We start from the raw sequence: 15,547 nt of genomic DNA on the forward strand, positions 1-15,547 counted from the left end.
AGGCGCAGCCAGAGGTATTGGACGCTGTTGGTGTCCTGGTACTCGTCGACCATGATGTAGCGGAAGCGTTGCTGGTACAATTCGAGCACGTCGCGGTGGGTTTTCAGGATCACCAGCATGTGGAGCAGCAGGTCGCCGAAGTCGCAGGCGTTCACCGCCTTCAGCCGCGCCTGATATTGCTCGTACAGCTCGCCGCCGCGACCGTTGGCATAGCGTTCGCTCTCGCCCGCGTCGACGTCGCGCGGGATGAGGCCCTTGTTCTTCCACTCGTCGATCAGCCCGGCGAGTGATCGCGCGGGAAAGCGCTTCTCGTCGATGTCGGCGGCGAGGATCAGTTGCTTGAGGAGCCGCAGCTGGTCGTCGGTGTCGAGGATGGTGAAGTTCGATTGCAGCCCGACGAGCTCGGCATGGCGGCGGAGCATCTTCGCGCCGATCGCGTGAAAGGTGCCGAGCCAGGGCATGCCCTCGACCGCATCGCCGACCAGCCGACCGACGCGCTCGCGCATCTCGCGCGCGGCCTTGTTGGTGAAGGTGACGCTGAGGATCTCGGACGGGTACGCTTTCCGAGTGTATAGTAGATGCGCGAGCCGGGCGGTGAGCGCCGCGGTCTTGCCGGTGCCCGCGCCTGCGAGCATCAGGACGGGGCCGTCTGTGGTCAGCACCGCCTCGCGCTGCGGCGGGTTGAGGCCGCGGAGGTAGGGCGGGTCGTCGAGTGTCTGGGCTGGCGCGGTCACCGTCGAACAGGTAGGGAACGCGGGGACGCAGGGCAAGCGGGAGGATGCGGGTGGCGCAGTTGAACTATCTGGAATTGCCGGTAGCGGAAACCGCTCGGGCGAAGGCATTCTATGGCGCGGCGTTCGGCTGGACCTTCGTCGATTTCGGACCGAGCTATGCGGCGACGACGAGTGGCGACACCGATGTCGGGTTGCAGGCCGATGCGGCGGAGACGAGCGCGGCGGCGCTGCCGGTGATCGACGTCGACGATCTGGACGCGGCGCTGGCCGCGGTCAAGGGCGCGGGCGGGACGGTGACCAAGCCGGTGTTCGCGTTCCCCGGCCGGCGGCGGTTCCACTTTCGCGACCCCGAAGGGCACGAACTGGCGGCGGTGCGCGCGGACGCGCCCGCGATCGATCCGGTCGCGGCGTGGCATGCCTATATGGCGGCGCCGAGCGAGGCTTCGCTGAGCGCGCTGCTCGACGACGATGTCGTGTTCCGATCGCCGGCAGTGCACACACCGCAGGTCGGCAAAGCGGTGACGCTGAAGTACCTGCTTGCCGCCGCCGAGGTGCTCGGCGTGCCGTCGTTCCGCTACGTCGGCGAGTGGCGGGCGGAGCGGTCCGCGGTGCTGGAATTCGCGCTCGATCTGGACGGCATCGCGGTCCACGGCGTCGACATGATCGCGTGGAACGCGGCGGGGCTCATCACCAGCTTCACCGTCATGATGCGGCCGATGAAGGGGTTGCAGGCGGTGGTGCCGCGGATGGCTGCGGTGCTGGTACACGGATGACGGCGCCCGCATCGCCGCGCCGGGTGCTGGCCGCCAGCTTCGTCGGTACCACGGTCGAATTCTACGACTTCTACGTCTATGCGACCGCCGCCGCGCTGGTGTTCGGCGAGCTGTTCTTTCCCAAGGGTGCGCCCGGCACGCAGCAACTCGCCGCCTTCGCGACGCTGGCGGTGGCGTTCTTCGCGCGGCCGGTGGGGAGCGTCGTGTTCGGGCATTTTGGCGACCGGATCGGGCGCAAGTCGACGCTGGTCGCCAGCCTGCTGACGATGGGGATATCGACCGTGCTGGTCGCCGTGCTGCCGACCTATGCGCAGGCGGGATGGATCGCGCCGGTCGCCTTGTGCGTGCTGCGCTTCGGCCAGGGGTTCGGGCTCGGTGGCGAGTGGGGCGGGGCGGCGCTGCTCGCGGTCGAGCATGCCCCTCCGGGGTGGCGCGCGCGCTACGGCTCCGCGCCGCAACTCGGGGCGCCCGCCGGGTTCATCGCGGCGAATGGGCTGTTTCTGCTGCTCGGAGTCTGGCTGACTCCGGCCGAGTTCCGCGACTGGGGCTGGCGCATCCCTTTTGCGGTCAGCGCGCTGCTGGTCGCGGTAGGCCTCTGGATCCGCCTCAAGCTGACGGAGACCCCCGAGTTCGCCGCCGCGCTGGCGCAAGCGCCGCCGCCCGCGGTGCCGATCGCCGAGCTGTTCGGCCGTCACCTCGGCGCGACGCTGACCGGCACGATCGGCGCGATCGCCTGCTTTGCGGCTTATTACGTCGGCACCGCCTTCCTGCTCGGTTACGGCACCAAGACGCTCGGGTTTACGATGCAGGCGTTCCTGCTGATGCAATTGGGCGCGATCCTGTTCATGGCGGCGGGCATCTGGATCGCGGCGTGGCTCGCCGATACGCGGTTCGACGAGCGGCGCGTGCTGGCGGGCGGATGCGTCGCGACGATCCTGGTCGGCTTCGCCATCGCGCCGCTGATGGCGGCCGGCGCGGGTGGGGCGTTCGCATTCCTGGCACTGACCCTGTTCGCGATGGGCTTCGTCTACGGCCCGCTCGGCGCGTGGCTGCCGGGGCTGTTCCCGCCGCGCGTGCGCTACACCGGCGCATCGATCGCGTTCAACGTCGCGGGGGTGATCGGCGGCGGGCTGACTCCGTTGGTCGCGCAGGGGCTGGCGATGCGGCAGGGGCTCGCGGCGGTCGGCTGGTATCTGAGCGCCGCGGCGGCACTGAGCCTAGTGGCGCTGATTGCCATGCGTCCGAAAGCCGCCTGAACGAAGATCCTCGCTGTCCTACAGAGCCGGATCGTGGCAGCCCGGGCGAAGACTCGGGCCGATCTTCCTCAAGGGTGCATGAATGGAAACGATCGGCACACGATCACGTGTCAATCAGAGTCAACGTCATCCGATCCGGGCGGGTAAACGGATCGCGTTCGGTGTGACTTTTCAGTGACCTTCCGCCTCGGTCGCGCGCAGCAGCGTGATCCGCGCCTTGCCGTGAACGCGGGTCACGTCGACCTCGAAGCCTGCGACGTCGACCTCCTCGGCCTTGGCGGTCTCGATGCTGACCCAGGTCGCGGGGCCGGTCCAGCCGAGCCGGGCCAGCCGGTCGAGCGCGACGACTCCCGCGCCGGTGCCGTAGGGGGGGTCCATCAGGATGAGATCGAGCGGCTTGGACGCGGGCGGGAGCGCCATGACCGATCCCGCACGGACATCGCCGCGGGCTTCGAGTTTGGCGAGGTTGGCGCGCAAGGCGTCCAGGGCCACGCGGTCCTGCTCGACGAACAGGCACGACGCCGCACCGCGCGACAGCGCCTCGATGCCGAGCGCGCCCGAGCCGGCGAACAGGTCGGCCACCGCGAGCCCCTCGAAGCTGCCCAGGCGGCTGGCGAGCATCGAGAACAGTGCCTCGCGCACCCGGTCGGCGGTCGGCCGCGTGGCGTCGTCCTTCGGCGCGACGATGGTCCGCCCGCGCCATGCCCCCGCGATGACCCGCATCAGCGCTTGCCCCCGCGGGGGGCGCGCGGCGGATGTCCGCGCCCGGCCGACGGTCCCTTGCCGGGCTGCGCCGGTCGGGGCGCACGCGGGGGCCGGGGCGTGCCGTCGTCGGTGGGGCGGCCGCGTGCGCTGCGGGCGGCGCGCCTGTCGAGCGGCGCGGCCGGACGCGCGTCGCTCGCAACGGCATTGCGCGGCGGCTTGGCGGCGCGGAAATGCTTGACCTTGGGCGGCCCGGACGGGCTGGTGCTCAGCGGCTCGCCGCGGTCCCGATCGTCGCGGCGGGTGGGCGTGGCCCTGTGGGTTGCGGGGCGTGCCGGACGCTCGCCCGGCTGGGGCCGGGTCCACGGGTTGGCCGCGTCGCCGCGCTCGGTCACTGTGGTCGGCCTGATCCGCTCCGGCTTGGCGCGTGCCGGACGCGCCGGTGCCGACTGTGACGAAGCGGCCCCGGGCTGCGGCGCGCGGACCGTTGCCGAGCGGGCCGGGGCCGTGCGGGCCAAGGCTGTGCGAGCCTGAGCCGTGTGAGCAGGGGCGGTGCGCGCAGGGGCCGCACCGGCCTGGGCGGTCGTTCGCTCCGGTCGCGGGCGCCGTGCGACCGTCTGCGGCGTACGTGTGCCGCGGGCGGAGGTGCGCGGTTCGACCGGCTCGACGCGGACGTCGCTCGATCGCCCGTCCTTGAGCGCCTTGGTGAAGGCGACCAGATCGTTCTGGCAGACTTCGCCGATCGCGCCGGCGGGCAGGTCGGCCAGGATGAACGGGCCGTAGCGGGTGCGGATCAGCCGCGAGACCTGAAGCCCCAGATATTCGAGGACGCGGCGGACCTCGCGGTTCTTGCCCTCGGTCAGGATCAGCTCGATCCAAACGTTGGCGCCGGTGCGGCGTTCGAGATTGGCGTTGATCGGGCCGTAGCGGACGCCCTCGATCTCGACTCCGTCCATCAGGTCCTCGAGCCGTGCCTGGGTGATCTCGCCATAGGCGCGCGCGCGATAGGCACGCTCGACCCCGCTCGCGGGCAGTTCCAGCGTCCGCTTCAAGCCGCCGTCGGTGGTCAGCAGCAGCAACCCTTCGGTCGCCAGATCGAGGCGGCCGACGGGCACGACGCGAGGCAGATCGGTGGGCAGCCGGTCGTAGATCGTGGGGCGCCCGGCCGGGTCGCGCTCGGTAACGAGCAGCCCCGGCGGCTTGTGATAGACGAACAGCCGCGCCGCTTCGGCCGCCTCGACCGGATCGCCGTCGACCGTCACCCCGCGCAGCGACGGCAGCACGGTCGCCGGCGTGTCGAGCACCGTGCCATCGAGCGCGACTCGGCCGTCGGCGATCATCCGCTCGATCTCGCGCCGCGACGCGATGCCGGCGCGCGCGAGCAACTTGGCGATACGGTGTTCCGGCCGGGGTTCCGGGCGCTTCTCTGTAGTCATCGCGCACGCAGATACATGCGAATGGCCGTGCGCGCGAAAATTTTCGTGCGCGTGCGGTTTTTGCGACGCGATCGTTCCACAAGCGTTATCGTGCGACTCGTTCGGGGATGGTCATGGTGTTCGGGAGGAAAAAGCGGCGGATCGAACGCCTGCTCGTCGTCGAGGACGAGCCGCTGGTCGCGTTCGACACCGAGCATCACCTGACCGACGCAGGCTATACCATCGTCGCGACGGTCGACCGGGTGGCCGATGCGATTCGGGTGATCGATGGTGGCGCGACGGTCGACATGGTGCTGCTCGACATCCAGCTCGCCGACGGGTCTGGGGTCGACGTGGCGCGCGCGGCGCAGGCGGCGGGGGTCGCGGTGCTGTTCGTTACCGGCAACTGCCCGGTCGAGGCGGCGGCGCTGGCGCATGGATGCCTCGCCAAACCCTATGCGCAGCGTGACCTGATCGCCGCGATCGCTGCGATTGAGCAGGCGATGGAGGGCAAGGCGGCAAAACGGCTGCCAGGCGGGCTCACGCTGTTCGCTGCGTCGGCCTGAGGCAGGCCGACCCGAGGACTGGCGCCACCGCGAAACGGCGCTAGGGTTTGCCCGATGAATACGGGTACGAAAACGGCCGGCGATAGCGGCGCAACACGGGCGCGGCCCAAGGGATGGCGGCTGCTGAAGGCGGCGCTGAAGACGCGCAAGGCGGCAACGATGCTGGCGTTCGGCTTCTCCTCCGGCCTGCCGTTCGCCCTCCTGATCGGGACGCTCAACGCATGGCTGGGCGAGGCGAAGGTCAATCTGGCGACGATCGGCGTGCTGTCGTGGATCGGCATCGCCTATGCCTTCAAGTTCCTGTGGTCGCCGGTGGTCGACCGGTGGCGGTTGCCCGGGGTCGGGCGGATCGGGCGGCGCAAGAGCTGGATCGTGGTGTGCCAGGCGCTCATGGTCGTCGCGCTGATCGGGCTGGCGGCGACCGATCCGGCTACCGCGCTCGGCACCTTCGCGATCTTCGCGGTCATCGGCGCGCTGGCGTCGGCGACGCAGGACATCGCGATCGACGCGTGGCGGATCGACGTCGCCGACGAAGACACCCCGGTCGAGCTGCTGTCGGCGCTCTATCAGTTCGGCCATCGCTCCGCCGCGATCGTCGGCGGGGCGTTTGCGCTCTTCCTGGCAGCGCGGATGTCGTGGCCTGCGGTGTACCTCGTCATGGCCGCGCTGATGGCGCTGCTGACCGGCATCGCGCTGTTCGCCCCCGATACCGAGCGCCCGCCGCGCGCCGCGCAGCATGAGGCGCTGATGCAGCCCGGCGAGATCGACCGGCGTGCGCGCGGCGTCGCGCTGGCGGTCGTCGGCCTGTGCTGGGGTTGGGCGATCCTGACCATCGTGCACTTCATGATCGGCATCCTGACCCCGCCAGAGCCCGGCACGGTCGCGCCCTCGGCGGGCGACTTCCTAAAACATTACGGCCCTCCGATCGTCGCGGCGACGATCCTCGTCCCGCTGGCGGTCGCCGCCGCGATCAACGGGCTCAAGGCGCGCGGGCGGCATGTCCAGCATGAGACTGCGGCGATTCCGCTGGGGAGACGCGCCGCGGCGGACCACCTCTACATGGCGCTGATCGCGCCGCTCGACGAGCTGGTCGCACGGCTGCGCTGGGGCGTGCTGATCGTGATCGGGCTGATCCTGACCTATTCGCTTTGCTACAACGTCTGGGCCTCGTTCGCTTACCCGTTCTATCTCGACTATCTGCATTATACCAAGGACGAGGTCGCGTTCGCATCGAAGATCTTCGGCATCGTCATGACGATCCTGGGGGTGAGCATCGGCGGCATCCTGTTCCTCAAGATTGGGCGGTTCGCTACCGTGCTGATCGGTGCGACGCTGCCGATCCTGGGCAACTTCCTCTACGCCGACCTGGCGGACGGCGGGCTGCACATCGATGTGGTCGCGCGCGCGCTGCGGCTGGACGTGTTGGCGAGCGCGATGGGTAGCGACCTGCGCATGGTGCGGCTGCTGATGACGATATCGGCGGAGAACATCTCGACGGGCATCGCGGGCGCGGCGTTCGTCGCTTATGTCTCGACGATCGTGTCGAAGCGGTTCGCGGCGGTGCAATATGCGCTGCTGTCGTCGCTGACCTTCCTGATCGGGTCGCTCGGGCGCGGGGTCGCGGGCGAGGCGTTCGACACCTACGGCTATGCGACCGTGTTCCGTTCGGTGGCGGCGGTAGGGTTGCTGGCGATCGGGTTCGTGCTGCTGGAATGGTGGCGGGCGACCGTGGTGGCGCGGCGGGCCGAGGTGGGTGGGACGGGGAGCGACACCTGAGCTCGGCTCAGTCGGGCAGCTCGCCATTGGCGGTCAGGACGAGTCCCGCAAGGTACAGCGAACCCGCTACCAGCACCGACGATCCACCGCCGGTTCGCGCGAGCAGGTCGAATGCGTCCTCGATGGACCGAGCAGCGTAGGCGGCGGTCGCGCCGTGATCGCGGGCGAGCGTGGCCAGGTCTTCGGGGGCATGATGCGCGTGGCCGGGCACCGGCACGCCGACGAAGGTGCACGCGCTGCTGGTATCCACCAGTTCGGCGATCACGCCCTCGGCGTCCTTGTTCGCCAGCATCCCGGCGACGACCGCAGTCGCCACGCCATTGGTCCACGTGTCGCCGATCGCCTGCGCGGCCGCGAGGTTGTGCGCGCCGTCGAGCCACACGCCGAACTGCCGCTGCTCGGGCGAGAGCCGCCGGGTGAGCGGACCGTCGCGCAAGCGCTGCATCCGCGCGGGCCAGCGCGCCGCGAGCGGCATCGCCTGCAACGCCGCATCCGGGACCGCGACCTGCGTCTGATAGCGAAGCATCGCCGCGGCGAGCCCGGCGTTCAGGACCTGGTGGCTGCCCGCCAGCGTCGGGTGCGGCAGGTCCAGCGTGCCGTGCGCGTCGCGGTAGCGGCTGCCGCTTGCGTGATGCTGGATGTGCCAGTCTCGACCGAGTGCCAGCACCGGCGCGCCTGCTACGGTTGCGACGTCGTTGACGGCGGCGGTGATCGCTTGATCGTAGGCGAGCGTAACCAGAGGCGCATGCGGCTTCGCGACACCCGCTTTCTCGCGCGCGATGCCGACGGGGTCGGAGCCGAGAAAGGCTTCGTGGTCGACGCCGAGTTGGGCGATGCCGCAGGCGGCAGGGCGGAGCAGAACGTTGGTCGCGTCGAGCCTGCCGCCCAGACCCACCTCGACAACGCAGGCGTCGGCGGGCGTGCGCGCAAAGGCAAGCAACGCAGCGGCGGTGGTGACTTCGAAGAAGCTCGCGCCGATGCCGTCCGCCTGGTCGAGGACATCGGCAAGCAGGGCCGCGAGCGCGTCGTCGTCGATCAGCCGTCCGGCAAGGCGAATGCGTTCGTTGAAGCGGACGAGGTGAGGGCTGGAATAGACGTGGACCCGGTGCCCTGCGGCCTCAAGCGCCGCGCGCAGGAAGGCGCAAGTCGAGCCTTTGCCGTTGGTGCCCGCGACATGGAACACCGGCGGCAAGCGACGCTCGGGGTTGCCGAGCCGGGCGAGCAGCCGGGTGATCCGCTCCAACCCAAGGATATCGGCGCCCGGCGATAGCGCCCAGAGCCGGTCGAGCTGCGCCTGAACAGCCGGCGCTGAAGATGTGGCGTGATCAGCCACTTACGCGGCCTTCTTCTGTCCCGATAGATAGCCGATGATGGTTGCGAGCTTTGCGCGAAGATCGTGACGGTGGATCACCATGTCGATCAAGCCGTGGTCGAGATAGTATTCCGAAGTCTGGAAATCCTCCGGCAGCTTCTCGCGGATCGTGCTCTCGATGACGCGGCGGCCGGTGAAGGCGAGCGTCGCCTTGGGCTCGGCGATCTGAACGTCGCCGAGCATTGCGTACGCCGCCATGACGCCGCCCGAGGTCGGGTCGGTCAGCACCACGATGTAGGGGAGCCCGGCGTCGTGGAGCATCTGGATCGCCACGGTGCTGCGCGGCATCTGCATCAGGCTGAGGATGCCCTCCTGCATCCGCGCGCCGCCGCTGGCCGTGAAGATGATGTAGGGCGCGCGCTCTCGGATCGCGGTCTCGACCCCGCGCACGAACGCCTCGCCAACTGCCAGGCCCATCGACCCGCCCATGAAGGCGAAATCCTGCACCCCGACGACCGCGCGATGGCCCTCGATCGTGCCGGTCGCGTTGACCAGCGCATCGGGCTCGGCGGTATCGGTCCGCGCCGCTTTGAGGCGATCGGCGTAGCGCTTGGTGTCGCGGAACTTCAGCGGGTCTTCGGGCACCTTGGCGGCGGGAACGATCGCCGATGTGCCGGCGTCGAACAGCTGGCGGAAGCGTTCGGTGGGACCGATGCGATCGTGGTGGTCGCACCTTGGGCAGACGAAGCCGTTCTCCTCTAACTCCTTGGTGAACACCATTTGCCCGCAGCCTTTGCACTTGTGCCACAGGTTTTCGGACGTTTCCCGCTTCGAGACGAAGGGCAAAGCGTTGCGGACGCTGTTGAGCCAGCTCATGACGTGACCTTTCCGGCGCAAGCAATGGCTTGGGCGAGACTTGCGATACAGGTTCGAACCGGCTCGGCGGCACCGGCGCCGTGCTGCGCCACGATCTCTACAATGGCCGAGCCGACGACGACGCCATCGGCAACCCGCGCGACTGCGGCGGCCTGTTCGGGCGTGCGGATGCCGAAGCCGACCGCGACGGGGAGGTCGGTCGCGGCTTTCAGGCGCGCCACCGCGGTGTCGATCGATGCCTGCTGTGCCTGCTGAAGTCCGGTGATGCCTGCCACCGACACGTAATAGACGAAGCCGCTCGCGCCATCGAGGACGGCGGGGAGGCGGGTGGTATCGGTGGTCGGCGTGGCGAGGCGGATCGGCGCGATACCGTGGGCGCGCAAGGCGGGGCCGAGCGCGTCGTCCTCTTCCGGGGGCAGGTCGACGCAGATCACGCCATCGACGCCCGCCTCCGCAGCGGCTGCCGCGAACCACTCGGGGCCGCGGCGTAACATCGGGTTGGCGTAGCCCATCAGTACCAGCGGCACGTCCGGATGGCGCGCGTGAAAGCCCTTGGCTATCCGCAAGATATCGGCGGTTCTTGTGCCCGCTGCGAGGCTGCGGATGTTCGCCGCCTGGATCGCGGGGCCATCCGCCATCGGATCGGTGAACGGCATGCCGAGCTCGATCACGTCCGCCCCGCCCGCGACGAGCGCATCGAGGATGGCCGGGGTTGCCGCGGGGGTCGGATCGCCTGCGGTGACGAAGGCGACAAGGGCGGGACGACCCTTCGAAAATGCGGCGGCGAACCGACTCACATCTGCACTCCCAGCGCCTCGGCTACCGTGAAGATGTCCTTGTCGCCGCGACCGCACAGGTTGGCGAGGATGATCTGGTCTTCGCGCATTTCGCGTGCCTTGCGCGCTACCGCTGCGATGGCGTGGGACGGCTCGAGCGCGGGGATGATGCCTTCGGTGCGGCATAGCAGCTGGAATGCGTCGAGCGCCTCTACGTCGGTTGCGCTATCGTATTGCACGCGGCCGATGTCGCGCAGCCAGGCGTGCTCGGGGCCGATGCCGGGATAGTCGAGGCCGGCGGAAATCGAGTGCGCCTCGGTGATCTGACCGTCCTCGTCCTGGAGCAGATACGTCTTGTTGCCATGGAGCACACCCGGCGCGCCGCCCGCCAGGCTGGCGGCGTGCTGCTTGTCGAGGCCGTGACCCGCGGCCTCGACGCCTAGCATCGCTACGTCGGCATCGTCGAGGAACGGGTGGAACAAGCCGATCGCGTTCGATCCCCCGCCGATTGCCGCGACGAGCAGGTCGGGGAGGCGTCCGACGCGTGCGAGCATCTGTTCGCGCGCCTCGCGGCCGATCACGCTCTGGAAATCGCGGACGAGCTCGGGATAGGGGTGCGGGCCCGCAGCGGTGCCGATGATGTAGAAGGTGTCGTGGACGTTGGCGACCCAGTCGCGCATGCCCTCGTTCATCGCGTCCTTGAGGGTATGCGCACCGCTGGTGACCGGGCGGACTTCGGCGCCGAGCAACTTCATGCGGAACACGTTGGGCTGCTGCCGCTCGATGTCGCGCGCCCCCATGTAGATCACGCAGGGCAGGCCGAAGCGGGCGCAGACCGTCGCCGTGGCGACGCCGTGCTGGCCCGCGCCGGTCTCCGCGATGATCCGCGTCTTGCCCATGCGGATCGCGAGCAGGATCTGGCCGATGCAGTTGTTGATCTTGTGTGCGCCGGTGTGGTTCAACTCGTCGCGCTTGAACCATACCTGCGCGCCCATGCCATCGGGCGCGCTCTCGCGCAGCGCTGCGGTCAATCGCTCGGCGTGATAGAGCGGCGATGGCCGACCGACGTAATGTTCGAGCAGGTCGTCGAACTCGGCCTGGAACGCCGGATCGGCCTTGGCCGCGCGGTATTCGCGGTCGAGGTCGAGGACGAGCGGCATCAGCGTCTCGGCGACGTAGCGCCCGCCGAACTGGCCGAAATGGCCGCGTTCGTCAGGCTGGGCGCGAAAGGAGTTGGGCGCGTTCATAGTCGGGCGGCTTTAAGGAAGGCGGCGATCTTGTCCACATCCTTGACCCCGGGCGCGCTCTCGACTCCCGAGGATACGTCGACCAGCGGCGCGCCGGTACGCCGGATCGCTTCGGCGACGTTGCTCGGGTCCAAGCCGCCCGACAACACCCAGGGGAGCGGGTGGCGGAAGCCGTCGAGCAGCGCCCAGTCGAAGCGGACGCCCATGCCGCCGGGCAGCGCCGCGCCCTCCGGCGTCTTGGCGTCATAAAGGATGCGGTCGGCCGCATCCGTATAGCTGCGTGCGAGGTCGAGGTCGGCCCGCGTCCGCACCGCGACCGCCGCCCAGACTTCGCGGGCCAGCTTCGCGCGGATGGTTGCCGCGCGAGAGGGCGCCGTGGCGTGGAGCTGGACGACATCGATATGGGCGGACGCGCGCTCCAGCACCTCGTCGGCCGGATCGACGAAGACGCCGACGCGGCGGACATGCGCGGGCACTCGCGCCGCGAGCTCGGCGGCACGATCGTAATCGACGTTGCGCGGGCTGGCCGCAAAAAACACGAGACCGACGTGGCTCGCGCCGCCGCGCAGGGCCGCGTCGAGGGTCTCGGGCGCGGAGAGGCCGCAGATCTTGGTAAAGGTCATATGTTGTCCTTACCCCTTTCCCGCCGGGAGAGGGAGTGGCCCGCTGCCGAAGGCAGTGGGAGGGCGAGGGCGACAAGAGCCGAGCGGTTCACCCTCACCCTTCCGGCGCTTCGCGCCTCCCTCCCTCTCCCGGCGGGAGAGGGACTATAAAGTCGCGCCGATCGCGCGGGCGGCGGTGTCGGGGTTTTCAGCGCCAGTGATGGGGCGGCCGATGACCAGGATCGAGGCACCTGCGTCCAACGCGGCCCGCGGGGTCACGACGCGCTTCTGGTCGCCCAGCGTGTCTTCGATCGGCCGCACGCCGGGGACGACGAAAAAGCCCTTCGGCCAGATCGCCTTCGCCGCGGCGACCTCGGCGCCCGAGCAGACGATGCCGTCCAGCCCCGAGTCGCGCGCCAGTTCGGCGAGGCGGACGACATGGTCGTGCGCGCTTCCCTCCACCCCGGTCGCCGCCAGATCGTTCGCGTCGAGGCTGGTCAGCATCGTCACCGCCACCACCTTCGTCCCCGGGGGCGCCGAAGCCTTGGCATCCTCCATCATCGCGCGTCCACCACCTGCGTGGACGGTAAGGATCGCCGGATCGAGCGGGGCGAGCGCGCGCACCGCCTTGGCGACGGTGTTGGGGATGTCGTGCAGCTTGAGGTCGAGAAATACCGGCAGGCCAAGCGCCGCGATCTCACGCACGCCGGGCTGACCATGCGCGCAGAAGAATTCGAGCCCGAGCTTCACGCCGCCGACATGGTGCCGCACCCCCGTCGCCAGCGCCTTTGCCGCCGCGAGATCGGTCGTGTCGAGGGCCAGATAGATGCGGCTGCTCATGCGACGGCGGTCGGGATCGTCGGCGGAGACGGCTGCGGCACGGTTTCGTTCAGCAGCGTCGCCGGCAACGCGACGGGAACAGGCGCGCTCAGCACCGCGGCACGCTGCTCCGCGGCCTGCAACCGCTGGCGCAGCCGCCAGCGGACCGCGTGATGATAGGCGAGCGTCGGCACCAGCCCGGCCAGGAACATGATCAGCAACAGCAGCGGGAGGTTCACTGAGGCGGTGATGCCGTTCCACAGATGGATGTCGACGCGGTTCCAGTTCCCGACGGTGAACACCGCCGCCAGAAAGGCGAGCAGGCACCAGAACAGGATTTTCAGGAACTGCATCGGCTACCCTTTGCGCCGTTGATCAGGACGTACAGGCTAGCGCGATGCGGCGCGATTGACCAGTCGTCAGCCGATCTCCCGGCGCAACGTCGCGAACAACGGCGCGATGCTGCTCAGCCGCGGTTCTTCCTCGTCCAGGATCGCCAGGAACGCCGCGCGCTTGATCGCCGCGACCCGGCCTGCGCGCAGCCGTACGGGCAAGGTCGAGACGGTAATGTCGATCATCCGCTCCGCACCATGGAGACGGCCCCAGAGATAGTCGTTCTCGCGGTAGGCGCGGCTGAAGAACGCGCCGAAGCTGTTGAACTGGATGCCCTTGAGCGTCGCCTCCGCACCGCCGCTGCGGATCCCGGTCGCGTCGTCGGGGGCTATGCGATCGACCTTGATCGCGTCGAACTCGTCGAGCCCCTCTCCCTGGAGCAAGGGCAGAGTCGCGATGTCGAAATAGGCGAAACCCAGATAGGCGAGGAGCAGCGGGCGGCGGGTGTCCTTGGGCAGTCCCGCCAACCCCTCCGCCAGCCGTGCGTCGGTTTCGGCATCGTGGCGCGGCAGGTCGTAGGAGGCGGCGATCGCGTCGAGCAACGCCGCGCCGTCGCCCTGCGCCCCCCGGCGTAGATCGGCGTGGCGATCGCGGCGCTCCAGGTCGAGATAGGTGGCCAATGACGCATACACCGCCTCGCGCATCGCCGTCATGCCGTCTCCGACCGCCTCGATCTCGGCGATTCGCCGGGCGAGGAGACGCAGGCGGCGGATGCGAAAGCCCAGGTCGAAGCGGCGCAGGAAATCGATGGCGGCCGGGCTGCTGCGGCCAGCAAAACCGCCGCCGACCTCATTCGCGCCGCTCGTCGCCGCCGCCGCCTCAAGCCGCGCGCGTAGCCGCCGCCGTCGCGGGCCGCCCGGTGCGTCGCTGCGGTCGAGCAATCGCGTGAGCACCTCGACGATGCCGGCCACCTTCATATGCGCGTAGGCGGCATAGCCGTAACCCGACCCGGTGGTCGCCGCAACCTGCGCACGGCGGCGCCATGCGGCGAGGCGCGCGGGCGTCGGCCGGTCGAGGAACAGGGTGTAGCCGAACAGCTGCTCGACCTCCCCCTCCACCTCGCTGCGGATCGCGGCGACGATATGGCGCATCCGGTCGATCCGTGCCGAGCGTTCGGCGATCGCCTCGAGATTGTCGCGGATCGGCTGCTGGCGCGGGAGTTCGCTGATCGCGCCGATGATGGTCTGAAAGAAACCGGGTTCGGCATCGTGCTTGCCGAAGCGGAATTTCAGGCCCGGGTGCGGATCGATGTAGATGAAGCGGCGATCGATCTCGCGCCGTGCCGGTCGCTGCTTGAGCGCGTCGATGGCCGGGCGGAAAGGGGCGTTCGCCAGCACCGATCCGTCGATCAGCACCGCCGCTTCGGCGCCGCGGGCGGCGGCGTGGCGGGGCAGGATGCGTTCGAGAAACGCGTCGCGTTCGGGCCAGCGCACCTTCCGGGACTCCAGCACGCTGTCGAGTTCGCGCACGGTGAAGGGCGGAAAGGCGCCGGGAAAGCTCGAAGTGGCGCGCGCCGCGAAGGCGAGTTCGGGCACCGCTGCCAGCGTGTCGACCGCAGCGCCATGGTCGCAGAAGCCGACCACGAGGCGATGCTCGGTCTCGACGACCTCGGCCGGCGAGTTGAGGGTGAGGCGCTCGGGGTGGCCGGTGAAATCCGTCACGGTGACGAACAGGTCGAGCGGCTGACCCGCGGGCAGAAGGCGGGGGCCACGCTCGCTCGCCGCCATGGCGTCGAACGCGTCGAGAAGGAGCCCGGTGAAGGTCGCGCCGCCGAACGGCGGCTCGAACCAGCGCGAGCGGACGAAGTGCGACAGCTTGGCGCGGACCTCCTCGCGGGTCGCCTCGTCGGCCACCGCGTCGAGGCTGTCGGCGCTGCGCCCCGCCGCCATCCACGCGAGCGGCAGCGCCCAGACCTTGGAAAAGCGCGACCGCGGCGCGGCATTGGTGTCGATCAGCGCCTCGACATCGGCCGAGGTCAGCCACAGCTCGGTGAGCGGATCGAGGCTCTGCCCGGTGGCGATCGCCTGTCCTAAAAAAATGCCGTTGATCCCGCCCGCGCTGGCGCCTGCGACGATGTCGGCGAGGACGCGGACGCGGACGTCGCCGCGCGCCTCCATCTCGTCGAGCAATGCGGCGTATACGGCTTCGGAGCCGCCCGCGGACGCGGCACCGTCGGCGCGGCCGCGGCTGGCGCGGACCAGGTGCCAGATCTCCTTGGTGATGCCGTGCATGTAGACTGCAAGGCTGATGCCGCCGTAGCAGACGAGCGCGAGGCGCAGTTCCTTTTCGTGCACCTCAGG

Annotated in this window: 14 protein-coding genes and 1 pseudogene; 4 read left to right on the forward strand and 11 right to left on the reverse strand. The window is 69.5% G+C overall.

Annotation, left to right across the window (positions count from 1 at the left end; translation table 11 throughout):
* The coding region (locus ACE5C1_RS01210) for an ATP-dependent helicase (protein WP_374942241.1) at positions 1-734 on the reverse strand (734 nt) is incomplete at its 3' end.
* 50 nt (positions 735-784) lie between these two features.
* On the opposite strand from ACE5C1_RS01210, the pseudogene ACE5C1_RS01215 reads away from it, so the two are divergent.
* Positions 785-1,111: pseudogene (locus tag ACE5C1_RS01215) on the forward strand (VOC family protein); the annotation flags it as partial.
* 392 nt (positions 1,112-1,503) lie between these two features.
* A complete protein-coding gene (locus ACE5C1_RS01220; RefSeq protein ID WP_374942242.1) occupies positions 1,504-2,763 on the forward strand; it encodes an MFS transporter in 1,260 nt (419 codons plus the stop codon).
* A 171-nt stretch (positions 2,764-2,934) separates the two neighbouring features.
* On the opposite strand, the gene rsmD is transcribed toward ACE5C1_RS01220, so the two are convergent.
* The gene (rsmD, locus tag ACE5C1_RS01225; protein ID WP_374942243.1) at positions 2,935-3,486 is read right to left on the reverse strand and encodes a 16S rRNA (guanine(966)-N(2))-methyltransferase RsmD; all 552 of its coding nucleotides are present in this window, start codon (positions 3,484-3,486) and stop codon (positions 2,935-2,937) included.
* The gene (locus ACE5C1_RS01230) at positions 3,486-4,901 is read right to left on the reverse strand and encodes a pseudouridine synthase (protein WP_374942244.1); all 1,416 of its coding nucleotides are present in this window, start codon (positions 4,899-4,901) and stop codon (positions 3,486-3,488) included. The genes rsmD and ACE5C1_RS01230 overlap by 1 nt, the downstream gene beginning before the upstream one ends.
* Positions 4,902-5,014: 113 nt before the next feature.
* Here ACE5C1_RS01230 and ACE5C1_RS01235 point away from each other — a divergent pair, with 113 nt between their 5' ends.
* Positions 5,015-5,446, forward strand: coding sequence for a response regulator (locus ACE5C1_RS01235; RefSeq protein WP_374942313.1), 432 nt, complete (start codon positions 5,015-5,017; stop codon positions 5,444-5,446).
* A gap of 54 nt (positions 5,447-5,500) precedes the next feature.
* Positions 5,501-7,222 carry an MFS transporter gene (locus ACE5C1_RS01240; protein WP_374942245.1) on the forward strand — a complete coding sequence of 574 codons (1,722 nt, stop codon included), beginning with the start codon at positions 5,501-5,503 and terminating at the stop codon, positions 7,220-7,222.
* Positions 7,223-7,229: 7 nt separating this feature from the next.
* On the opposite strand, the gene ACE5C1_RS01245 is transcribed toward ACE5C1_RS01240, so the two are convergent.
* The 8 genes from ACE5C1_RS01245 to ACE5C1_RS01280 all read right to left on the reverse strand — a co-directional run bounded on the left by ACE5C1_RS01245 (position 7,230) and on the right by ACE5C1_RS01280 (position 15,541).
* The gene (locus ACE5C1_RS01245; RefSeq protein ID WP_374942246.1) at positions 7,230-8,555 is read right to left on the reverse strand and encodes a bifunctional folylpolyglutamate synthase/dihydrofolate synthase; all 1,326 of its coding nucleotides are present in this window, start codon (positions 8,553-8,555) and stop codon (positions 7,230-7,232) included.
* Positions 8,556-9,410 carry an acetyl-CoA carboxylase, carboxyltransferase subunit beta gene (accD, locus tag ACE5C1_RS01250; protein WP_374942247.1) on the reverse strand — a complete coding sequence of 285 codons (855 nt, stop codon included), beginning with the start codon at positions 9,408-9,410 and terminating at the stop codon, positions 8,556-8,558.
* Positions 9,407-10,207, reverse strand: a complete 801-nt coding sequence (trpA, locus tag ACE5C1_RS01255; protein WP_374942248.1) for a tryptophan synthase subunit alpha — start codon at positions 10,205-10,207, stop codon at positions 9,407-9,409. Before trpA ends, accD begins: the two co-directional genes overlap by 4 nt.
* Positions 10,204-11,433: a tryptophan synthase subunit beta gene (gene trpB, locus ACE5C1_RS01260; protein WP_374942249.1), complete on the reverse strand. Its 1,230-nt coding sequence runs from the start codon at positions 11,431-11,433 to the stop codon at positions 10,204-10,206. Before trpB ends, trpA begins: the two co-directional genes overlap by 4 nt.
* Entirely contained in the window at positions 11,430-12,056 is a 627-nt protein-coding gene (locus ACE5C1_RS01265; RefSeq protein ID WP_374942250.1) for a phosphoribosylanthranilate isomerase, read from the reverse strand. The genes trpB and ACE5C1_RS01265 overlap by 4 nt, the downstream gene beginning before the upstream one ends.
* Positions 12,057-12,200: 144 nt before the next feature.
* Positions 12,201-12,875, reverse strand: a complete 675-nt coding sequence (gene pyrF, locus ACE5C1_RS01270) for an orotidine-5'-phosphate decarboxylase (RefSeq protein ID WP_374942251.1) — start codon at positions 12,873-12,875, stop codon at positions 12,201-12,203.
* A complete protein-coding gene (locus tag ACE5C1_RS01275; RefSeq protein ID WP_374942252.1) occupies positions 12,872-13,207 on the reverse strand; it encodes a hypothetical protein in 336 nt (111 codons plus the stop codon). Before ACE5C1_RS01275 ends, pyrF begins: the two co-directional genes overlap by 4 nt.
* Before the next feature lie 66 nt (positions 13,208-13,273).
* Entirely contained in the window at positions 13,274-15,541 is a 2,268-nt protein-coding gene (locus tag ACE5C1_RS01280; RefSeq protein WP_374942253.1) for a patatin-like protein, read from the reverse strand.
* Between the last annotated feature and the right edge of the window lie 6 nt (positions 15,542-15,547).

The sequence above is a fragment of the Sphingomonas sp. genome, from assembly GCF_964263785.1.
Taxonomy (GTDB): Bacteria; Pseudomonadota; Alphaproteobacteria; order Sphingomonadales; family Sphingomonadaceae; genus Sphingomonas.